Here is a 21,259-nt window from a genome sequence, read left to right as displayed (position 1 = left end):
ACCCAAGTGGACCGCACCCGTTCGGTGGAAGTTCTCGTTGCGCATCGCGGTGGGGCTGCGCTCGTTCGGGTCACTCCGGTCGGGCCGTTGCCCCGATACGGGCACCGACCGGTGGCTGCTCGCGCACGGCGTCGTGCGCGGCGTACCCGGCGGCCACCTCCGTCGTCGGTGTCCGGTTCAGCAGCAGGTTGAGCAGGATGGCCACGATCGCGCCCGCGCTGATGCCCGATTCGAAGATGGTGGTGAACCAGGTCGGGAAGGCGTCGTAGAACGTCGGACGCACCACCGGGACGAGCGCGACGCCGATGGAGACGGCGACCACCAGGATGTTCCGGTTGTCGAACCGCACGGTCGACAGGGTCCGCACACCGCTGGCCGAGACCATCCCGAACAGCGCGATGCCGGCGCCACCGAGCACCGGCAGGGGAATGCCCTCCACGATCGCGCCGACCTTCGGGATGACGCCGAGGACGATCAGCACCAGGCCGGCCAGTGTGGCGACGTACCGGCTGCGGACCCCGGTGATCGAGACCAGTCCGACGTTCTGCGCGAACGCCGTGTACGGGAAGGTGTTGAACACGCCACCGATCGCGGTCGACAGACCGTCGGCGCGGAGCCCGTCGGCCAGCCGGCGACTGTCCACCGGTGACCGCACGATCTCCCCGACCGCCAGGATGTCCCCCGTCGTCTCCGTCATGATGACCAGCGCGACGATGCACATCGACACCACGGCGGACACCTCGAACACCGGGAGACCGAAGTGGAACGGCGTGCTGACGCCGAACCACGCAGCGTCGCCGACCCCTTCCCACCCGGTCATCCCGAACGGGATGGCGACCAGCGTGCCGATCACGATGCCGAGCAGCACCGAGACCCTGGCCAGCACCGGGGGCGCGAACCGTTCCAGCAGGATGATGAGCACCAGCACGAACGCGGCCATCGCCACGTTACCGATCGGGGCGCCCTCCTCACCGACCTGACCGCCACCGATCCAGTTCGCCGCCACCCCCATGAGGGACAGTCCGATGATCAGGATGACGGTGCCGGTGACCAACGGCGGGAAGAACCGGACCAGTTTCGCGAACAGCGGGGCCAGCACCATCATGAAGATCCCTGAGGCGATCACCGACCCGTAGATGGCGGTGACGCCGTACTCGGACCCGATGACGATCATCGGCGACACGGCCGCGAACGTGCAGCCCTGCATCAGCGGCAGCTTGACGCCGAACCACTTGAACCCGATCGACTGGATGAGGGTGGCGATGCCGGCCACGAAGAGGTCGGCGGTGACCAGGTAGCCCAGATCGCCCGCGTCCATCCGGCCGGCGGCGATCAATGCACCGCCCACCACCAGTGGGACGGCGACCGCCCCGGCGTACATGGCCAGCACGTGCTGCAGCCCGAGCGGGATGAGCTGTGCCAGGGGTGGCACCTGATCGACGGGGTCGATCGGGCGGCCGTCCCGGGTCTGGGTGCGTCCGAACACGGACATGGCGACCTCCGGCGTCGGCGGAGTCCGGGCGCGGACCCACGCAGATCAGGTGGATCCGGGCCGGACCTGGACAGCCGCACTGTGGGCCCGCGGCGTTTCGGCGGCGGGCTCGCTGTGTCACCGATCGGTTACGGCTCCACCCGTCCGGGTGGCCGGATCACACGAAACCGGGCACGCCCTGCCAGACCGCCGGGTCGACCGGGGCGTCGTCACGCTGCACGGCCGCCTCGATGAGTCCGTACGGACGGTCCGCGGCGAAGAAGACCTGGTTCGGGTTGTCCAGGTCCCAGGCCGACAGATCGACCAGGAAGTGGTGCTTGTTCGGCATCGACAGCCGGATCTCGCCGATCTCCGGCACCGTCTCCAGCACGGCCCGGCCCATCGCGAACAGGGTCTGCTGCAGGGAGAGGCTGTGCAACTGGGCGAACTCGGCCAGCATGGTCGAACGGACCAGCGTGAACGTGGCGTCCCAGTCCAGGTCGGTGCCGGTGTACACCCACCGCGCGGTGACCGAGGTGGCCATGATCCGGTCCTTGGTCTCCACCAGCGCCGTGTACGGCACCTTCGGGAAGCCCCAGAACTCGCTGCCGGTGCTCTTGAGCACCACCAGGTCCCGCACCCCGGAGATGACCCGCTCACCGTCCGGGTCGGTGCCGTCCTTGGTGACGACCGTGGTCCGCACCTCGGCGGAGCCGCGGACGAAGGAGTGGTCGTGCGGCCCGTCCGGGGTCTGGATGCGGTCCCAGCCGAACTGCTCGACCGCCATCCGGGCCCCGGTCACCTGCGGGTACGGTCCGACGAAGGTGCGGGCCAGCCGCAGCGCGAAGTCCTCGATCGTCCCGACGCCGCCGGTCCGGGCCAGGGCGTAGACCGTGTTCTTCTGCGTGTCGGTGGCGATGACGTCGCTGTTGTCGCCGGTCAGGTGGGTGGCGGAGAAGTCGCCGATGAGCTGGCTGGTGACGTTCACGTCGGTGATGCGGTGGACGTCGGTCGACCGGTCCACGTGCACCATCCGGACCTCGGCCTTGCCGTACTGGTTGGGTCCCAGGACGATCCCCATGGGCGGACTCCTTCGCGAGCGCTGGTGGCGGAACGAGCCAGATGGTGCCCCGGCTCCGTTACCGCAGCGTGTCGGCGGGAGCGGGCGCCCGGCTCAGCTTCCGAGATAGGTCGAGTAGGAGAACGTGCTGATCAGCACGGGCACGTGGTAGTGCTCGCGGGCGCCGTCCAGCAGCACCTGCACGCTGATGCTCGGGAAGAACACCGATCCGTGCCGGTCGGCGTAGTAGCCGGCGGTGCCGAGGACGATGCGGTACTCGCCCGGGCCCAGCGGCTGCCGGTTGAGCTCGGCGATGCGCCCGTCGGCATCGGTGGTGCCGTGCCCGACGGTCACGTGGTCGCCGTCCGGGCCGAGCTGCTCCAGCACCGCCGGCACCCCGGCGGCCGGGCGGCCCAGCACCGTGTCGAGCACGTGCGTGGACAGCCGGGCGATCGTCCGCTGGCCGGTCACGCCGTCACCGCCCGCTCCAACCGCAGCGCGGCGATCTTCCCGAGTTCGGTGATGACCACCGGACGCTCCTGTTCCTCGTCGTGGTGCAACCGCTGCCGCAGCGCGGCCAGCATCTGCTCACCGGACAGGCCGGTGGCGCAGATCAGGAAGATGAACCCGAACCGCTGCTCGTACTCGGCGTTGGCCCGGGCGAAGGCGTCCCGCTCGTCGTCGCGGACCCCGGCCTGCTCCCCCGCCGACCACCGCGCGTCCACGCCGTCCCCGGTCGGTCGCTGCCCGATGCGCGGATGCCGGGCCAGCGCCCCGGCGACCTGGTCCCAGGTGATCAGGGCCGCCTGCCCGGCGCCGTGCGCGCGCAACCCGGACACGTCCGGGAACGGCCGCCGGGTGCGCACCGCGTCCACCCACTCGGGGATGTCCAGGCACGCGGCCAGCAGGGCCGAGACCACGGCGTCGTCCGCCGCGTTGAACTCGTCCAGGGTCATCGGGGCCGGTGTCGCCGCGGTCATCGCCGTCCGTTCGGGGTCGTGGGTGGGCTGAGCCGGTGCGCTGATCAGCGCCCGGCGTAGAGCTCGTCGAACTGCCGGGCGAAGTGCTCCAGCACCACGGGCCGGCGCACCTTGGCCGAGGCCGAGAGTTCGCCGTCGGCCTCGGTCAGCTCCCGCGGCAGCACCACGTACTTGCGGATCGACTCGGCCCGGGACACCTGCTCGTTGGCAGCGGCCACGGCCTGGTCCAGTGCCTCCCGCACCCGCGGCTCGCGACCGGCCTGCTCGGCGTCCAGGTGCTCGGGCAGCCCGTGATTGGCCAGCCAGCGCGGCAGCATCTCGGTGTCCAGCGCGACGAGTGCCCCGATGAACGGCCGCTGGTCGCCCACCACGACGACCTCGGAGATCAGCGGATGGGACCGCAGCGCGTCCTCGAGCGCGGCCGGCTGCACGTTCTTGCCGCCCGCGGTCACGATGATCTCCTTGCTGCGACCGGTGATCGACAGGTAGCCGTCGGCGTCCAGCCGCCCGAGATCGCCGGTGCGGAACCACCCGTCGTCGGTGAACGCGGCGGCGGTGGCCTCCGGATCATTGAGGTAGCCGCGGAACACGTTGGGGCCCTGCACCTGTACCTCGCCGTCGGCGGCGATCCGGGCCCGGGTACCGGGGTACGGGGCGCCGACGCTGCCGATCTTGATCAGGCCGGGCCGGTTCACCGCCGTCGGCGCGGACAGTTCGGTGAGGCCGTAACCCTCCATCACGGTGATGCCCACGCCCCGGAAGAAGTGGCCCAGTCGAGTGGCCAGTGGAGCACCGCCCGAGATGGCGTACTGCACCTGACCGCCCATCACCGCGCGGATGCGGCGGAGCACCAGCCGGTCGGCCACGGCCAGCTGCAGCCGCAACAGCAGGGACGGACGACCCTGGCCACCGTGCTGTTCGAGATCCTCGGACCACCGCCGCGCGGTGGCCGCCGCCCAGCGGAACAGCCGGCGGCGCAGGCCGGTGCCGGCCTGGGCGTCGGCCGAGTTGTAGAACTTCTCGAACACCCGGGGCACGGCCAGCAGCCAGGTCGGTCGGAACGCCTGCAGATCGTCGACCAGGGTCCTGGTGTCGGACACGTACCCGACGACGGTGCGCGAGTACAGGCAGAGGATGTTGATGAACCGGCCGAACGTGTGGGCCAGCGGCAGGAACATCAGCGTCCGGGTGTGCCCGCCCTTCACCACCTGACCCAGGTTCGGGTCGTCGACGCCGTTCTGCACGTGCACCACGACGTTCCCGTGGGTGATCTCCACGCCCTTGGGTCGGCCGGTGGTGCCCGAGGTGTAGATGACGGTGGCCAGCGTCTCCAGGTCGCACGCCGCCGCCCGTGCCAGCACCTCGGTCTCGGTGATCTCCGCGCCGTCGGCCGCCAGCTGCTCCAGCGCGGGCCGACCGCCGTCCGCCGGGTCCAGGACCAGCACCTCGCGCAGCGTCGTGACGTCGACCAGCGGCCGGCAGCGGGCGGACTGCTCGTCGGTCCCGGCCACGATGACATGCACGTCGGCGTCGCCGACGATCCAGCGGACCTGCTCGGCCGACGACGTGTCGTAGATCGGGACCACCACGGCCCCGCACATGAGCACAGCCAGGTCCAGCACCGTCCACTCGTACCGGGTGGCGGCCATGATCCCCACCCGGTCGCCGACCTGCACGCCGCGCCCGACGAGACCCCGTGCGGCGGAGAGCACGTCGCGGCGCAGCTGGGTCACGGTGATCGGGACGAAGGTGCCGTCCACGGTGCGTCGTTCGGCGAAGACGCCGTCCGGGTCGTCGGCCGCCCGGTCCAGCAGCAGCGAGCACACCGACTGCTCGCGGCGCGCCTGCCCGTACCCGGGGGTCTCGCTCACCGGCAGCTGATCGTCCACGCCCGCGATCCCCTCCCTGGGCCCGGCGGCGCCGTCCCGAGCTGCAGGGTAGCCGGGCGGTGATCGCCGACCGCCGACCCCGCGCCCGGTCAGCGCACGTCAGGCCCCGGCGGGCGTCACCGGCGGCAGCGCCGACCACGGGAAGGTGATCCACTTGTCGGTGTTCCGCCAGGAGTGGTCGGGCTGCACGATGGTGCGCGGCTTGGTGTAGAGCACGGCCGACCGGACGTCGGCGCCGTGCTCGGCCAGCAGCCGCATGACCAGGGCGAGGGTGCGGCCGGAGTCGGCCACGTCGTCCACCACCAGCAGGCGCTTGCCCTTGAGCGCATCGGTGTCGAGCAACGGCTCCAGCACCACCGGGTCGGGCAGCGTCTCCTCGATGTCGGTGTAGAACTCGACGTTCAGCGTGCCGGCCGCCTTGGTGCCCAGGGCGTAGGCCAGCGCCCCGGCCGGGACGAGGCCGCCCCGGGCGACCGCGATGACGATCTCGGCCCGGAAACCACTGTCGGCGATCTGCTGGGCCAGCTCCCGGCTGGCCGTGCCGAACAGCTCCCAGCTGAGCACCTCCCGCTCGGGGGCCGCGTCCGGGTCGGTCGGCGGCTGCGGCGTGGGCTCGGTCGGTGCTGACATGCCCAGCAACCTATCGCCTGGGGTGATGCCGATCGGGTCACCGTCAGCGGATCGGCTCGAGCACCTCGCGACCGCCCAGGCCGGGACGCAGCGCCTCGGGCACCCGGACCGATCCGTCCGCCTGCTGGTGGTTCTCCAGGATGGCGACCAACCAGCGGGTGGTGGCCAGGGTGCCGTTGAGGGTGGCGGCCGTCTGCGGCTTGCCGTCCTCGCCGCGGTACCGCACGCCGAGCCGGCGGGCCTGGAACGTGGTGCAGTTGGAGGTCGAGGTGAGCTCGCGGTACGCCTGCTGGCTGGGCACCCACGCCTCGCAGTCGTACTTGCGGGCCGCCGACGATCCGAGGTCACCCGCGGCGACATCGATGACGCGGTACGGCACCTCGATCGCGGCCAGCATCTGCTGCTCGAACTCCCGCAGCCGCAGGTGCTCGGCCTCGGCGTCCTCGGGACGGCAGTACGAGAACATCTCGACCTTGTCGAACTGGTGCACCCGGATGATGCCCCGGGTGTCCTTGCCGTAGGAGCCGGCCTCCCGCCGGAAGCACGACGACCAGCCCACGTACCGGGCCGGACCGCCGGCCAGATCGATGATCTCGCCCGAGTGGTAGGCGGCCAGCGGCACCTCGGACGTACCGACCAGGTAGAGGTCGTCGGCCTCCAACCGGTAGATCTCGTCGGCGTGCGCGCCCAGGAAGCCGGTGCCTTCCATGGATTCCGGCTTGACCAGCACGGGCGGCACCATCGGGACGAAGCCGTTGCCGATCGCGGTCTGCATGGCCAGGTTCAGCAGCGCGAACTGCAGCTGGGCGCCGACCCCGCGCAGGAAGTAGAACCGGGCGCCGGAGACCTTGGCCCCGCGCTCCATGTCGATCGCCCCGAGCAGCTCGCCGAGCTCCAGGTGGTCGCGCGGGGTGAAGTCGAACGTCGGTGGCGTGCCGATCTCCTCGAGCACCACGAAGTCCTGCTCACCGCCGGGCGGGGCACCTTCGATGACGTTGGGCACGGCCAGGTGTGCGCCGCGCAGCTCCTGCTCGGCACTGACCTCTCTCGCCTCGGCCTGCTTGACCAGACCGGCCAGCTCCTTGCCGCGGGCCAGCAGCGCCGGCCGCTCCTCCGGGCTCGCCCTGCCGACCGTCCGGCCGAACGACTTCTGCTCGGCCCGCAGTTCGTCCGCGGACGCCACCGCGGCGCGGCGCTGCGCGTCCGCGGTCAGCAGCCGGTCCACCAGGGACGGGTCCTCGCCCCGGGCCAGCTGCGAGGCGCGGACCGCCTCGGGGTCGCTCCGGACGATGCGCAGGTCGATCACGGCAGACAGGGTAGTCCCCGGCGCAGGTCCCGGGCCTGCACACCACCGCGCCGCCGGAGTGCGCTCACCGCGCGGCATCATGGTCGGCATGCCCGTGCAGATGTCGGCCGGCGACTTCGACCAACTGGTCGCCGAGGCCCTCGACCTGGTTCCCGAACAGTTCACCCGGGTGATGGACAACGTGGTGGTGCTGGTGGAACGCCGGCACCCGACCGAGCACCTGTTCGGGCTGTACCACGGGGTGGCGCTGACCGAGCGGACGTCGAACTACTCGGGCGCCCTGCCGGACACCATCACCATCTACCGGGACCCGATCCTGGCCGTGTCCCGGGACGCCGAAGCAGCCCGGGAGCAGGTGGCCACCACGGTGATCCACGAGATCGCGCACCACTTCGGCATCGACGACGAGCGCCTGCACGAGCTCGGCTGGGGCTGATCCCGCCCGGTCACGCCAGCTCGGCGGCCCACGGCGGATCGGCGCCCGGTCGGGAACAGGTGATCGCCGCGACCCGGGAGGCGAACTGCAGGGCCGCGGTGAGACCGTCGGCGTCGAGGTCGGCGAACCCCGCCCCCAACCGACCCTGCCGGGCCAGGGCGTGCAGCAGCCCACCGTGGAACGAGTCCCCCGCCCCGACGGTGTCGACCAGCTGGGTCGGCGCGGTCGGCACCGTCACCCGCTCACCGCGCAGCGAGGCGAAGGCGCCGTCGCCGCCCAGGCTGACCACGGCCAGCGGCACCCCCTGCCGGTGCAGATGGGCGGCCGCCCGTTCCGGGGTCCAGCCGGGCCAGAGCAGCTCCAGGTCGTCACCGGACAGCCGGACGATGTCGGCCAGCGCGGCCCAGCGGTCGATCACCGCCCGGTAGGCGTCGACCGGGACCAGCAGCGGTCGCAGGTTGGGATCGATCGACACCGTCGGCGCCGGCCGCGACGTCCGCGCCCGGCCGAGCAGCGCCTCGATCACCCCGCCGGACGGGGGCAGGGCCAGGGCCAGCGAGCCGGTGTGCACCGCCACCGGGAGCTCACCGGACGGGAACGGGCCGTCCAGCACCGGCGCCAGGGACTCGTTCGTCCAGGCCCAGTCGGCGGTGCCGTCGGTGTAGAACTCGTAGCTCGCCGCGCCGCCGGCGTCGAGCCGGGCGATGGCCAGGGTGGCCGGTTCGGTCGCCGTCTCGGAGGCCGACAGGTCGACGCCGGACTCCTCCAGCTTGGCCCGGCACAGCGAACCCAGCGCCCCGCCGGACAGCCGGCCGGCGAACCGGGCGGTGGTGCCCAGCCGGGCCAGGGTGACCGCGGTGTTGGCCGGGCCGCCGCCGGGGTGGACGGTGAGCGTGGCCGAACCGCCGGCCAGTCCGTCGGGCGGCAGCACGGCGTCCGCGACGACCTCACCGATCACGGCGATGGTGGGCACGGCACCTCCTGAGCAAGCGGTGGGGAGACGGCCGCCGCAGCGTATCCGCGGCCGTCACCACCCGCAGGAGCTCACTTCTTGAGCCGCCGGCTGCCGCCGTGCCAGTCCTCCTGCACGCCCACCTCGTCCGTGGTGACCCCGAACGAGGCCAGCTGCGGCTGCTCCCGCAGGCTGCGCTTGAGTTCGGCGAAGCCGCCGAACCCGGCCAGGCCGACCACGTGGTCCCACAGCTGCAGCGCCTCGTCCTCGCTGGGCAGCCGGCTGATCACCGGGCCGAAGAACGCCGTGCCGTCCGGCGGTCCGAACTGGATGATCGGCGTGCCGACGTCCTTGCCGGTGAGCGACAGGGCCTCGTCGGTCTCAGCCTGGATGATGACGTCCAGCGAGTCGTCCTCGAGCGCGTCGGCCAGCTCCGCCGGCAGGCCGAGCTCGGCGAGCACCGGCTCGACGAACGCGCGGGTGCCGCGGAACCCGCGGTCGGTCTGGTCCGGGTCGGGGGCGGTGTCGTGGATGCGGGCGCCGATCGCGGCGTAGAACGGGCCGACCGACTCCGGTCCGTGGTCGGCGCGGATGCGGGCGGCCACCCGCAGCAGCCGGAGGCCGGCGGTGTGCCCGGCCTCGTACCCGTCCGGGAAGTGGCTTTCGTAGTCGATGTTCGCGTTCAGCAGGCGCAACGAGATGAAGCGCCACTCCACCGCGTACTCGCGCTGGGCGCTGACCAGGCGAACCCACTTGCTGGTCATCCAGGCGAACGGGCAGACGGGGTCGAACCAGAAGTCGATGTCGGCGCGTGACATGTCGGCATCATCCGCCGTCCTGCGGGCGATCACGACGCCGGGTCCAGCCGCAGGGTGACGCCGACCTCATCGGGGCCGACGACCGTGTCGACCAGCCGCCCGTGCCGGGTGGTACCCCCCTGCCGGTGGTACTTGATCGCGAAGGCCCGGTCGATCGCCTCGTGCACCTGGTCCGCCCGGTCCCGGCGGCGCGGGCCTGGCGGAACCAGCCGTTGGTCGCGCCGTGGGCGGAGCGGACGAAGACCTCGTCCCCGACCCCGACCACCCAGATGGTGACCGGCGGGCGCAGGCCGCCGTCCGGCCGGTGCGACGAGACCTGCACCTCCTCCGCGGCCTCGATGCGCGACAGCTGCTCCGGTGTCCGGGAAGTCATGGGCCTGCTCCTCGGCCCGACGACGATCGTGTCGCCGGTGATCATTCCCCCCAGTGGCCGGTCGCGTCCGCTCAGGGCCGCAGGCTGCTCGACCGTGCGACCAGGTCGGCGAACCGCTCGTCGGTCAGCTCGGTCCCGGTGATGGCCGCCAGCGCGCAACTCCAGCCGGCCAGGAAGTAGTCCCAGCCGTCCTCGGTCGGGACCCCCGCTGCCCTGGCCTGCTCCAGGAAGGTCAGCGGCCCGCGGTAGTTGAAATCCCAGGCGACGATGCCGGGCGGGAAGGCCTCCGGACCCGCCAGTGGCGACCCGGGCGCCGTCTTGCCCAGTCCGGTGGCGTTGATGACCACCGAACCGGCCGGGAGATCGGTGAGACGCGCGCGGTACGAGACGCTGTCGGTGGCCAGGACCAGGTCGGGCCCCTCCTGGTCGATCCCGCACCGCTGCGCGACGCCGGCGATCTCGTCCAGGGACGCCTGCCGGCGACCGAGGATGGTGAGCGGCCGGGCCGCCGCCGCCGGGACCGGCGCGCCCGCGGTGATGGTGGCCGGGACGTCGAGCCGGGTGGCCAGCAGCAGGGCGATGGCCGAGCCGCCCGCGCCGATGCAGACCAGTGGCGCACCGCCATGCAGCACACCGGGCACCCGCAGCACCACGTCCAACGACTCGGCGTCCCGGGCGAAGGCGCGGACACCGTCGCGGGTGTCGAGCGAGTTGATCTCGTGGGTCAGGTGCACCAGCGTGTCGGCGGCGTCCAGCAGATCGTGCGCGGCGCGGTGGAGACGCAGCTTGTGGCTGGTGACGACCGCACCGTGCACGGCCGGGTTGTCCCGCATGGCGACCAGCAGCCGCCGGAACTGCTCCGGGTCGGCATCCTCGGGCAGGTCGACACCGCGCAGGCAGGCGCCCGGCGCGAACACCGGGGCCCAGACCGGGAACGCCCGGTGCACGGACGATCCCGCCGTGCTGATGCCGATGAACAGGTACAGCGGCGGCCCCGTCCAGGCGGCGACCTCCTCGGTGGTGACAACGGTGGCAGTGGTGGCCGTCATGCGTGCTCCTGATCGATCGGGTGGGTGAAGCAGCGGGACCAGTCGGCGACGACCGCGGCCAGCCCCGACCCGGCGTGCCGCTCGAAGGCGGAGGCCCCGAAGAATCCGCGCACGACCCAGCGGGCGGTGGGGTCGATGGCGGCGAGCAGATCGGCGGCCGCGGTCGGGCTGCCGAGATCCCCACCGTGCACCAGCAGGGGGGCCTCGCCGAGGTGCGCGGCCACCACCGCCGCGACCGCGGCGACCACCTCGGCCGGCGGCCGGCCCGTCGGTCCCGGGTGTCCGGTGATCCCGAGGTGCAGGATCAGCCCGGTGGCTCCGGCTCCCAGGGCCGCGGCGGCCCAGTCCGGGTCGAAGACGTAGGCCCAGCCCTCCAGGCCCATCCCCCGGGCCGAGGCGATCAGCTCGATCTCGCAGGACATCCCGAGCTGCTCGGCCTCCAGCGCCTCCCGCACCGGACCGGTGAGCAGCCCCACGGTCGGGGCGTTGACCACGCCACGGACGCCGGCGTCCGCCAGCTGCCCGAGCATCGCGGCCGGCGGCACGATCGCGTCGTTGGCGCACACGGTGGCCAGCACCGGCGTGACGCCCGCGCCGTCGAGCACTCCGGGCAGCATGGCGAGGGTCTGCTCGTTGGCGTTGCCCCAAGGGAGCAGGCCGGCCACCGACGGCAGCCCGCGCTGCCGGTAGAAGCTGGAGTGGTAGGCGACGATGCGGTCGATCCGGCCGGTGGCGGTCAGGGCGGCCGCGACGTCGCGGTCTCCGGTGGCGGCGAGGAGGACGGGCGGCTGCATCAGGTCAGATTGGCGTGCCGGCGGTCCAGTTCGGCCGTCGCCACGGCGAGACGCTGCTGCACCGCCCGGCACAGCGCGTCGCCCACCACCAGGCAGCCCTGCTCGAACAGCGACCCGGCGTGCTGGACGGTCGTGACCAAGGTCCGCGCCGGCACGGTGACCACGATGTCGGCCTGCCGGCTGAGGTCGGTGTCGGCCGCGGTGGTGAGCAGGGCGACGGACGCCCCGACCGCGCGGGCGGTGTCGACCTGCAGTCCGATCGACCGGCTGCCACGCCCGGTGAAGGCGAGGAGCAGGTCGCCCCGCTCGATCGCCGGTGTCGCGATCTCCCCGGCGGCGTAGGCGCGCAGGCCGATGTGCATGAGCCTCATGGCCACGGCCCGGGCCATCAGGCCGGATCGGCCGGCCCCGGTGAGGAAGACGCGGGGAGCCTGGACGACGGCGTCCTCCAGCCGGGCCAGCGCGGCGTAGTCGACCGCGTCGGCCAGCCGGTGCAGTTCCGTGACGGTCTCGGTGACGAACCCGCTGAGATCGGCGCCCACGACGCCGGTCACGACTTCTGCCCGCCGATCTGTGCGCGGGACGCGGTGAGCAGCTTGTTGGCGGCGCCGTCGCTGCGACTGGCGAACCGGGCGTGCAGGGCGGCGGCGAGCACCGGCGTCGGGACCGCGAGCCGGATCGCCTCCTCGGCCGTCCAGCGGCCCATGCCCGAGTCCGCCACGGCAGTGAGGGCGCCGTCCAGGTCCGGGCTCTCGCGCAACGCGGTGACCATCTGCCCCAGCAACCAACCCCGGATGGAGCTGCCGCCCTGCCACGCGCTCATCGCGGCGAGCCGGTCGACCTCCTCGTGGGCGCTCAGCAGCGCGAATCCTTCCGCGTAGGCCTGCAGCACGCCGTACTGCACCCCGTTGTGGATCGCCTTGACCAGATGCCCGGCCCCCACGCCACCGACCAGGGAGTACCCGTCCGGTGCCGCGAGCGCCTGCAGCGCCGGCTCCAGCAGCTCGAAGTGCTCGTCCGAGGCACCGACCATCATCCCGTACCCGGCCTGCCAGCCCCACTGTCCGCCGCTGACTCCCACGTCGGCGAATCCGACCCCGGCCGCTCCCAGGGTCTGGGCGTGACCCGGCGCGTCCCGGAAGTCGCTGTTGCCGCCGTCGACGACCAGATCACCCTCGGTCAGCTGCCCGGCCAGCCCGGCGATGGCCTCGCGGGTGATCCGACCGGCCGGCAGCATGATCCACACCACGCGCGGCGCCGGCAGCGCGGCGATCATCGACCCGACGTCCTCGAACGTCGTCGCGCCGTGCTCCTCCGCGGCCCGCCGGGCGTCGGCGCCCAGATCGACACCGAACACGCGATGCCCGGCCTCCTGCAGGCGGCGCACCATGCCGCCACCCATCTTGCCGAGACCGATCAACCCGATCTGCATCGCTGTTCCTCAACTCCCCTTCGAGTCCACTTCCCGGTCCCGCATCGGCGCCCGAACCGGTTGTGCGGCTTGTGGTGCACACCGGCACACCGTCATCATGGGGCGAATTGGAGGGCCGCCACAGAGCCAATCTGCTCGAATTGGTCCCAGCCGAGGAGCCACGTTGAACCTCATCGAGGCGGTCAGCGGATGGTCGACACATCCGGGCCCGCTGTACCAACGCCTGTCCCGCGCCATCGCGATGGCCATCGCGCGGGGTGATCTCCCGCCGGGCACGATGCTGCCTCCGGAACGCCAACTCGCGAAGGCGCTCGCGGTCGGCCGCAGCACCGTGGTCGGCGCCTACGACCTGCTCCGCGCCGACGGAGCGCTGGTCAGCCGCCGCGGCTCCGGCACCTGGGTGGCCGGCGCCGTCCCGAACGGCGTGCGGACGGAGGACACCTCCCAGTCGCTCTCGGGCGCCGCGTTGGACACCCACACCCAGCTCGTCGACCTGGCCACCGCGCGGTTGCCCACCGCGGAGGTGGTCCGCACAGGCGTCGCCGCGCTGTCCGGCGACCTGCTGGACGACGTCCTGAACCGTTCCGGGTACTCACCGCTGGGCCTGCCGGAACTCCGCTCGGCGATCGCCGACATGTTCAGCGAAGAGGGCCTGCCCACCAAGCCGGAGCAGATCCTGGTCACCACCGGGACGCAGCAGGCGCTCTCGTTGGTCCTGGGCCAGTCGCTGCGTACCGGGGACACCGCAGTGGTCGAGGACCCGACCTCCCCGGGCGTGCTGGACCTGCTGCACTCGACCTCCGTGTCCATCCGGACCACGCCGTCGCTGCCGGCCGCGGGAGCCCACCCGGTGTTCGAGGTGATGTCGCGGACCCGGGCCGCGATGACGTACCTGATGACCACCGGTGGCCCCGAAGGTCTGATGGCCCAGGACACCGACATCCTGCACCTGGGCTCGTCGGTGCGGAACTTCGACGGCCTGGTGGTGGAGGACAGCAGCTCCCGGCACCTGGCCCTGACCGAGCCGCCACCGTTCCTGGCCGCCCGCACCGACGGCGCCGCGAACGTGGTCACCATCGGCTCGATGAGCAAGCTGTTCTGGGGTGGGCTGCGCGTCGGCTGGATCCGCGGACCGGAACGGATCATCGCCCGCCTGGCCCGGCAGAAGGTCCGCGCCGACCTCGGGACACCGCTGCTGTCGCAGGTGCTCTCGGTCTGGCTGCTCCGACGACTGGCCGAGGTCAGGGACGCCCGCGCGCTGGAACTGCAGGCCCGGTTGGCCGCCGCCGAGAGCGTGCTGCGCCGGCACCTGCCCGGGTTCTCCTGGGTGACCCCGCAGGCCGGCGTCACCCTCTGGCTGCGACTGCCGGCCGGTGCCTCCGGACCATTCAGCGAGATCGCCCGTCGGCACGGTGTCGCCGTCGTCCCGGGCGAGGCGCTGTCCGTCGGCGGCGGCAACAGCGACGAACACATCCGGCTGGCGTTCGGCCTGCCGGCCGTCGAGTTCACCCGGGGCATCGAGCGTCTCGCCGCCGCCTGGGCCGACTACCACCGCACCCCCGACCTCTCCCTGGAACGGTTCGATGCCACCCTCTCCCTCTGAGCACCTTGCTCCGATCACCACTGCTGTGCCCACTGCTGTGCCCACTGCGACCCCGTCCGGCGCCGTGTTGGGCGTGGACGTCGGCGCGACCAACCTGCGGATCGGCCTCGTCGACCCGTCCGGCGCCGAGATCGCGCCGATCAGCGTGCCGCTGCCGGTCGCCCCACACGCCCGCCTGGCGGCGATCGTCGCGGCCGTGGCGACGTCGGCCGCCGAGCTCGGCCCGCGGGCGATCGGAATCGCCATCGCGGGCACCGTCACCGACGGGACCATCACCTGGTCGGCCAACCTCGGACTGCACGACGTGCCGCTGCGGGATCTGATCACCGCGGCCACCGGCCGGCCGACGGAGGTCCTCAACGACGCACGGGCGGCCGGCCTGGCCGAGGCCGCCGCGGGACCGGACGGCGGCGCCGGGACGGTGCTGGCCGTCACCGTGGGCACCGGGATCGGTGGTGCGCTCATCGTGGACGGGCGGCTGCGTCAGGGCACCGGGGACGCCGGCGAGATCGGGCACATGGTGGTCGAACCCGGCGGCGTCCCCTGCGGATGCGGCCGGCGCGGCTGCTGGGAGCGGTACGCCGGGGGCGATGCGCTGCGGCTGCGGGCGATGCAGCTGCTCGGACCGGAGCCCCCGGACCCGCTTGCCGAGCTGATCACGCTGATCGAAGCCGGGGACCTGGCTGCCGGTGCCGTGCTGGACGAGGCGAGCGAGCGGTTCCGCAGCGGCATCGACGACCTGTGCGCCGTGCTCGCCCCCGACGTGGTCGTGCTGGGCGGCGGGATCATGGCGCGCCGGGGTCTGGTCGCCCGGCGGTACCACGAGTCGTTGACCGGGCTGCGCTGGGCGGCCCGCACCCGGTTCGAGTTGTCCCGGCTGGGTGACGCCGCTGGACTGCTGGGCGCCGCCCGTCACGCTGCGGACGCGCTCCTGCTCGCCGGGTGATCGGCACCCGTCGGTGCGGCGGGAACAGACCAATTCCTCGGATTTGGATCTATCGTGGGGGCCAATGTGCGAGGAGAGTCCTCGATCACAGGGCGAGCCACCGGTCCCTCGACGAGCAGTCGAGGACTGCGAGAGCTGCCGGGGCACCACACTCAAGGAAGAGAGACCGTGCGAGTTGGGATTGTCGGAGCCGGGCTCCGAGGAAGCATGTTCGCCAACGCATTGCTCCAGGTCGGCGACGTGGAGATCGCCGGCGCGGCGGAGCCGAACGACGCCGTGGCCCAGCGGTTCGCCGACGAGTTCGGATCCCCGACCTTCGCCAGCGCCACCGAGCTCTACGAGTCGGGTCCGCTGGACGCCGTGATCGTCGCGACGCCCGACTTCGCGCACGAGCAGCCGGCGGTCGAGGCAGCGCGGCGTGGCATCCACCTGCTGGTCGAGAAGCCGTTGGCCACCACGCTCGAGGCCGCCCATGCCATCGCCGACGCCGCCCGCGAGAGCGGCTCCATGGTTGTCGCCGCGTTCGAGAACCGCTGGAACCCGGCCTTCCTGGAGGCCAAGGCGGCCGTCGCGGCCGGGCAGATCGGCGAGGTCATCTCGCAGTCGGCCTTCCTGTCCAGCACCACCCGGGTGCCCACGCAGATGCTCTCCTGGGCCGAGAAGACGTCGCCGACCTGGTTCTTCATGTCGCACACCGTCGACCTGGCCATGATGTTCGCCGGCCGTCCGGTCGTGTCCGTGTACGCCAAGGGTTCCAAGAAGGTGCTGATCGCCCAGGGCATCGACACCTACGACGGTGTGCAGGCCATCCTGACCTTCGACGACGGGACCACCGCCGTGCTGGACTCGACCTGGGCGCTGCCGGACAACCTGCCCTCGCCCTTCCCGTTCCGCTTCGAGGTCCGTGGCACCACCGGTTCGGTGCTCATCGACCAGACCAACCAGAGCGTCGCGATCAGCGGCCCGGCCGGATACGCGTGGCCGCGCACGTACTTCCCCACCGCCGACGGCCGCTTCCACGGCTTCCCGGCATGGATGGCGCACGCGTTCGCGGACAACCTCATGGGCAAGACCGAGCCCGAGGTGAGCCTCGACCACGCGCTGGCCGTCACCGAGGTCCAGGTGGCCATCGAGCAGTCCATCGCGGCCGGCACCGAGATCACCCTGCCGCTGCCCCGCTCCTGACCCTGCACACGGAAGCAACAGGACTCCCATGCGCGCTGTCGTCTACCACCAGCCCGAGCTCTACAAGATCGAGGAGGTGCCCGAGCGTCCGCTCGCCGCCGGTGAGGTGCGCGTGCGCAACCTCGTCGTCGGTGTGTGCGGCACCGACGCGCACCTGCACGTCGGTGAGTTCGGGCCGCGCTGGCCCCTCACCCCGGGTCACGAGATCGTCGGGGAGGTCGTCGAGATGGCGGACGACGTCGTCGACCTCGCCGTCGGCGACCGCGTCGCGGTCGACAACACCATCCACTGCATGCACTGCGAGAACTGCAAGCGGGGCGACTTCAACTTCTGCCTCAACGGTGTGGCGCTCGGCGTGCAGGCCCCCGGCGGCTTCGCCGAGACCACCATCGCCAGCGGCACCAAGTGCTACCCGATCGGCGATCTCGACCTGGACGCCGCGGCGCTCATCGAGCCCACCGCCTGCGTCGTGCACGGCCTGGACGTGCTCGACCTGCAGCCGGCCGCCGACGTGCTCATCATCGGTGCCGGCCCGACCAGCCAGATCCTGGCCCAGTTGATCGTGCACGGCGGGGCTTCGCGGGTCACCATCGCCGCTCCCACCCAGTTCAAGCTGGACGTCGCCGCGTCGCACGGGGTGAACCAGACGGTCCTGCTGGACCGCAACGACTTCACCGCCTCGGCCGACCAACTGCGGACCCTGGCCCCGCACGGCTTCGACGCGGTGATCGAGGCCAGCGGCGCCATCGGGGTGCTGCAGCACGTGCTCCCGCACGTCAAGTCGGGCGGCACTTTGATGATCTACGGCATGGCCTCGGAGACGAGCACCATCGAGATCCACCCCTACGAGATCTTCCGGCGCGAGATCCAGATCAAGGGATCGTTCGCCCACGCCTACGGTTTCGCCCGCGCCATCCAGTTCCTGCGCGCCGGCAAGGTCGACCCGAGCGGCATCATCACGCACCGATACAGCCTGGACCAGTACGACCAGGCGCTCGCCTCGCTGCGGGCCCCCGGCTGCCTCAAGGCCGTCGTCGAACCGCAGCGCTGATCCCGCCGGCGGCGCCCGCCTCGGCGTCGACTTCGCCGTCGCCGAACCACCCAGCCCGACCCGGATCACCGCAGCCCACCGCTGCGGTGATCCGGCCTGCCCGAAATCCCCACACCTTCTCTGACAGCTGCAGATCAAAGGAGATCAGATGGCATCCCACCGCCTGCACCGGAACCCGTGGTCCATCGGCGTCACTGCCACCGTCATGGCGCTGACCCTGACCGCCTGCGGTTCCTCCGGCTCCGACTCGTCGGCCGGCGGCGGGTCCACCTCCGCCACCGGTGGCAGCGCCGACAGCGACATCCTGATCGGCCTGGTCACCAAGACCGACACCAACCCGTTCTACGTCCGGATGAAGGAGGACGCGCTCGCCGAGGCCGACAGGCTGGGCGTGCAGCTGCAGACCTTCTCCGGGAAGGTCAACAACGACAACGACTCCCAGGTCACCGCGGTCGAGAACCTCATCGCCGCGGGCGCCGACGGCATCCTGATCACTCCGGCGGACTCAGCGGCCATCGTCCCGACGATCGACAAGGCCCGCGCGGCCGGCATCATCGTGATCGCGTTGGACACCCCGACGCAGCCGGCTGACGCGGTCGAAGCGACCTACGCGACCGACAACTTCATCGCCGGGCAGGAGATCGGCAAGTGGGCGGCGGCCCAGATGGAGGGCCAGGACGCGCACATCGCCCTGTTGGACCAGGACGCCGCCAACACCTCGGTGGACGTGGCCCGCAACCAGGGATTCCTCGACGGCTTCGGCATCGACCTGGCCGACGAGACCAAGAACGGTGACGAGGACGACCCGCGGATCGTCGGCAATTACCCGACGCTGTCCGAGCGCGACGAGGGCCGCACGCAGATGGAACTCGCGCTGCAGACGAACCCGGACATCAACGTCGTCTACGCCATCAACGAGGTGGTGGCCGCCGGCGCGTACGAGGCCATCGAGGCCGCCGGCAAGCAGGACGACATCATCATGGTCGCCGTCGACGGCGGATGCCCGGGCGTGCAGGCGATCGCGGAGGGCACGCTCGGCGCCACCTCCATGCAGTACCCCGGGAAGATGGCCGTCCAGGGCATGGAGGCCATCGTCAACGCCGTGAAGTCCGGCGAGGCCATCACCGAGACCGACGTGGACACCGGCGTCAACCTGATCACCGACACCCCCGTCGAGGGCCTCGAGTCCGAGGACAGCGCCTGGGGCCTGGAGAACTGCTGGGGCTGAGCGGCCCCAGCCGCCCCGAACCAGCAGCGAGCAGCAGTGACCCCGTTCGAGAGGGACGAAGATGTCTGAGCAGTCCGTCGCCACCGCACCACCGGCAGGCAAGGACGAGCACCGCCAGAGCCCACCGGCGCTGGTGCGTCTGCGCATCCTGATGCACGACAAGCCCATCCTGGGGCCATTGGTCGTGCTGGTGCTGTCCTTGGTGGTCTTCTCCCTGCTGGCCGACAACTTCCTGTCAGCCGGCAATCTGTCGCTGATCACCCAGCAAGTCATGGTGATCGGCATCGCTGGCCTTGGACAGACCATCATCATCCTCACGGCCGGGATCGACCTGTCCGCCGGCGCGGTCGCCGTCTTCTCCGCCATCGTGATGGCGAAGGCGGCGACCGACCTGGGCCTGCCCGGCCCGCTGGCCATCCTGGTCGGCCTGCTGTGCGGCGGGGTGTGCGGGGCGCTGAACGGCGCCCTGGTGGTCCGGTTCCGGCTGCCACCGTTCATCGCCACCCTGGGCACGCTCAGCGTGTTCTACGCCCTGGGTCTGTACCTGTCCGGCGGAGCCACCATCCGTGGCACCGACATGCCGGCGATCATGACGGCGATGGGCAAGTCGTTCAGCCTCTTCGGCACGAACGTCTCGTACGGTGCCGTGCTGCTGGTCGTGCTGGTCGCCGTGGTGAGCTACTGCCTGCTGTACACCTCGTGGGGCCGGCACGTGCACGCCGTCGGCGACGACGTGCAGGCTGCCGGGCTCACCGGCATCCGCACCGGTCGCGTGCTGATCAGCGTCTACATCGTGGCGGGCGTGCTGTACGGCATCGCCGCCTGGGTGCTCATCGGCCGGACCGGTGCGGCCAGCCCGCAATCCGCGTCCACGTTGAACCTGGACAGCATCACCGCGGCGGTCATCGGCGGGGCGAGCCTGTTCGGCGGCCGTGGCCGGGTGCTGGGGACCTTCGTCGGCGCCCTCATCGTCGGCGTGTTCCGCAACGGCCTGGCCTTGGCCGGGGTCCAGGTGCTCTGGCAGGACTTCGCCGTCGGGCTGCTCATCGTCGGCGCCGTCGCGCTGGACCAGTGGATCAGGAAGGGATCTCGATGACCGTCGACCGCACCGCCACCCCGATCCTGCAGGCCCGCAACATCACCAAGAGCTACGGCCAGGTGCAGGCACTGCGCGGGGTCGACTTCGACATCCTGCCCGGCGAGATCGTGGCCATCATCGGTGACAACGGCGCCGGCAAGTCGACCTTGATCAAGTGCCTGTCCGGCGCGGTGGCCCCGGACAGCGGCGAGCTGCTGCTCGACGGCAAGCCGGTCACCTTCGCCGGCCCCAAGGCCTCCCGCGAGCAGGGCATCGAGACCGTCTACCAGACCCTGGCCGTCGCTCCGTCACTGGACATCGCCAGCAACCTGTTCCTGGGGCGAGAACGACGCCGGCCGGGCGTGCTCGGCTCGGTGTTCCGCATGCTCGACGTCAAGGGCATGCGCAAGGACGCCGAGAAGGCGCTCAGTGACCTGGGCATCCTCACCGTGCAGAACCTGGGCCAAGCGGTCGAGACCCTCTCCGGCGGCCAGCGCCAGGCCGTCGCGGTGGCACGAGCGGAGGCCTTCTCCAGCCGGGTGGTCATCCTGGACGAGCCCACCGCAGCGCTGGGCGTCCGGGAGTCGGGCAAGGTCCTCGACCTGATCCGTCAGGTCCGGGACCGGGGCCTGCCGGTCGTCCTGATCAGCCACAACATGCCGCACGTGTTCGAGTTGGCCGATCGGATCCACATCCAGCGGCTGGGCCGCCGGGCCGCGGTCGTCACCCCGCAGAGCCACACCATGAACGAGGCCGTGGCGATCATGACCGGCGCCATGCAGGTCGACACCACCCCGTCGGCCGACGCGGCCAGCCTGTCGAAGGCGTGACCGCAGGTCCGCCCGCTGGCCTGACCCCCGGAGAGCCGAGGTCCGCGCCGATCCTGGCGCTGGACCTCGGCTCCACCCGTTGTCGGGTCGGCCGGTTCGACGCCGACGGCCGCCAGGTCGGCCCGATCATGTCGGTCCGCTGCCGGGA

At 71.7% G+C, this 21,259-nt stretch carries 22 protein-coding genes and 1 pseudogene; 8 read left to right on the top strand and 15 right to left on the bottom strand.

All coding sequences use genetic code 11. The annotated features are described in order from the left end of the window. Nucleotides 1–70: 70 nt before the first annotated feature. The 7 genes from JL106_RS11280 to serS form a co-directional block, all read right to left on the bottom strand. Nucleotides 71–1,492 (bottom strand): nucleobase:cation symporter-2 family protein, encoded by a 1,422-nt coding sequence (locus tag JL106_RS11280; RefSeq protein WP_205260828.1) that lies wholly within the window; start codon nt 1,490–1,492, stop codon nt 71–73. A gap of 157 nt (nt 1,493–1,649) precedes the next feature. Further along, nucleotides 1,650–2,552: a factor-independent urate hydroxylase gene (gene pucL, locus JL106_RS11275; RefSeq protein ID WP_205260827.1), complete on the bottom strand. Its 903-nt coding sequence runs from the start codon at nt 2,550–2,552 to the stop codon at nt 1,650–1,652. A gap of 93 nt (nt 2,553–2,645) precedes the next feature. After that, complete coding sequence (gene uraH, locus JL106_RS11270) at nt 2,646–3,002, bottom strand: hydroxyisourate hydrolase (RefSeq protein WP_205260826.1); 357 nt, start codon at nt 3,000–3,002, stop codon at nt 2,646–2,648. Further along, entirely contained in the window at nt 2,999–3,511 is a 513-nt protein-coding gene (uraD, locus tag JL106_RS11265; RefSeq protein ID WP_205260825.1) for a 2-oxo-4-hydroxy-4-carboxy-5-ureidoimidazoline decarboxylase, read from the bottom strand. The genes uraH and uraD overlap by 4 nt, the downstream gene beginning before the upstream one ends. A 44-nt stretch (nt 3,512–3,555) precedes the next feature. Beyond that, nucleotides 3,556–5,400, bottom strand: coding sequence for an AMP-dependent synthetase/ligase (locus tag JL106_RS11260; protein WP_205260824.1), 1,845 nt, complete (start codon nt 5,398–5,400; stop codon nt 3,556–3,558). Between the two features lie 99 nt (nt 5,401–5,499). Continuing rightward, complete coding sequence (locus JL106_RS11255) at nt 5,500–6,030, bottom strand: phosphoribosyltransferase (protein WP_205260823.1); 531 nt, start codon at nt 6,028–6,030, stop codon at nt 5,500–5,502. Nucleotides 6,031–6,073: 43 nt separating this feature from the next. Beyond that, complete coding sequence (gene serS / locus JL106_RS11250; RefSeq protein ID WP_205260822.1) at nt 6,074–7,336, bottom strand: serine--tRNA ligase; 1,263 nt, start codon at nt 7,334–7,336, stop codon at nt 6,074–6,076. A gap of 88 nt (nt 7,337–7,424) precedes the next feature. Between serS and JL106_RS11245 the strand changes: the two genes are divergently transcribed. Then, complete coding sequence (locus JL106_RS11245) at nt 7,425–7,772, top strand: metallopeptidase family protein (RefSeq protein ID WP_205260821.1); 348 nt, start codon at nt 7,425–7,427, stop codon at nt 7,770–7,772. A 10-nt stretch (nt 7,773–7,782) separates the two neighbouring features. Here the strand turns inward: JL106_RS11245 and JL106_RS11240 are convergent, their stop codons facing one another. From JL106_RS11240 to JL106_RS11210, 8 genes and pseudogenes are all read right to left on the bottom strand, one after another. Then, complete coding sequence (locus JL106_RS11240) at nt 7,783–8,745, bottom strand: carbohydrate kinase family protein (RefSeq protein ID WP_205260820.1); 963 nt, start codon at nt 8,743–8,745, stop codon at nt 7,783–7,785. A gap of 71 nt (nt 8,746–8,816) precedes the next feature. Further along, nucleotides 8,817–9,542, bottom strand: a complete 726-nt coding sequence (locus JL106_RS11235) for a mycothiol-dependent nitroreductase Rv2466c family protein (RefSeq protein ID WP_205260819.1) — start codon at nt 9,540–9,542, stop codon at nt 8,817–8,819. Between the two features lie 29 nt (nt 9,543–9,571). Further along, nucleotides 9,572–9,709, bottom strand: coding sequence for a hypothetical protein (locus tag JL106_RS20950; protein ID WP_236007473.1), 138 nt, complete (start codon nt 9,707–9,709; stop codon nt 9,572–9,574). Nucleotides 9,710–9,762: 53 nt separating this feature from the next. Beyond that, nucleotides 9,763–9,915: pseudogene (locus tag JL106_RS22515) on the bottom strand (DUF2255 family protein); the annotation flags it as partial. 71 nt (nt 9,916–9,986) lie between these two features. After that, a complete protein-coding gene (locus JL106_RS11225) occupies nt 9,987–10,964 on the bottom strand; it encodes a hypothetical protein (protein ID WP_205260817.1) in 978 nt (325 codons plus the stop codon). Further along, on the bottom strand, nt 10,961–11,758 hold the full coding sequence (locus JL106_RS11220; protein ID WP_205260816.1) for a phosphoenolpyruvate hydrolase family protein: 798 nt from the start codon (nt 11,756–11,758) through the stop codon (nt 10,961–10,963). Before JL106_RS11220 ends, JL106_RS11225 begins: the two co-directional genes overlap by 4 nt. After that, entirely contained in the window at nt 11,758–12,312 is a 555-nt protein-coding gene (hxlB, locus tag JL106_RS11215; protein WP_205260815.1) for a 6-phospho-3-hexuloisomerase, read from the bottom strand. Before hxlB ends, JL106_RS11220 begins: the two co-directional genes overlap by 1 nt. Continuing rightward, nucleotides 12,309–13,190, bottom strand: coding sequence for an NADP-dependent phosphogluconate dehydrogenase (locus JL106_RS11210; RefSeq protein ID WP_205260814.1), 882 nt, complete (start codon nt 13,188–13,190; stop codon nt 12,309–12,311). The genes hxlB and JL106_RS11210 overlap by 4 nt, the downstream gene beginning before the upstream one ends. A gap of 163 nt (nt 13,191–13,353) precedes the next feature. On the opposite strand from JL106_RS11210, the gene JL106_RS11205 reads away from it, so the two are divergent. From JL106_RS11205 to JL106_RS11175, 7 genes are all read left to right on the top strand, one after another. Continuing rightward, nucleotides 13,354–14,793: an aminotransferase-like domain-containing protein gene (locus JL106_RS11205; RefSeq protein ID WP_205260813.1), complete on the top strand. Its 1,440-nt coding sequence runs from the start codon at nt 13,354–13,356 to the stop codon at nt 14,791–14,793. A 25-nt stretch (nt 14,794–14,818) separates the two neighbouring features. Continuing rightward, nucleotides 14,819–15,739 (top strand): ROK family protein, encoded by a 921-nt coding sequence (locus JL106_RS11200; protein WP_205260812.1) that lies wholly within the window; start codon nt 14,819–14,821, stop codon nt 15,737–15,739. Nucleotides 15,740–15,793: 54 nt separating this feature from the next. Continuing rightward, entirely contained in the window at nt 15,794–16,924 is a 1,131-nt protein-coding gene (locus JL106_RS11195; RefSeq protein WP_328842101.1) for a Gfo/Idh/MocA family protein, read from the top strand. 28 nt (nt 16,925–16,952) lie between these two features. Then, nucleotides 16,953–17,975, top strand: coding sequence for a zinc-dependent alcohol dehydrogenase family protein (locus JL106_RS11190; protein ID WP_205260810.1), 1,023 nt, complete (start codon nt 16,953–16,955; stop codon nt 17,973–17,975). A 148-nt stretch (nt 17,976–18,123) separates the two neighbouring features. Next, a complete protein-coding gene (locus tag JL106_RS11185) occupies nt 18,124–19,203 on the top strand; it encodes a substrate-binding domain-containing protein (RefSeq protein WP_205260809.1) in 1,080 nt (359 codons plus the stop codon). A gap of 61 nt (nt 19,204–19,264) precedes the next feature. Beyond that, a complete protein-coding gene (locus JL106_RS11180) occupies nt 19,265–20,299 on the top strand; it encodes an ABC transporter permease (protein WP_205260808.1) in 1,035 nt (344 codons plus the stop codon). Next, nucleotides 20,296–21,111: an ATP-binding cassette domain-containing protein gene (locus JL106_RS11175; protein ID WP_205260807.1), complete on the top strand. Its 816-nt coding sequence runs from the start codon at nt 20,296–20,298 to the stop codon at nt 21,109–21,111. Before JL106_RS11180 ends, JL106_RS11175 begins: the two co-directional genes overlap by 4 nt. Nucleotides 21,112–21,259: the final 148 nt, after the last annotated feature.

The organism is Nakamurella leprariae (genome assembly GCF_016918035.1).
Lineage (GTDB): Bacteria > Actinomycetota > Actinomycetes > Mycobacteriales > Nakamurellaceae > Nakamurella > Nakamurella leprariae.
Note: the sequence above shows the minus strand (reverse complement) of the source record. Positions and strands in the feature narration are given on the sequence as shown.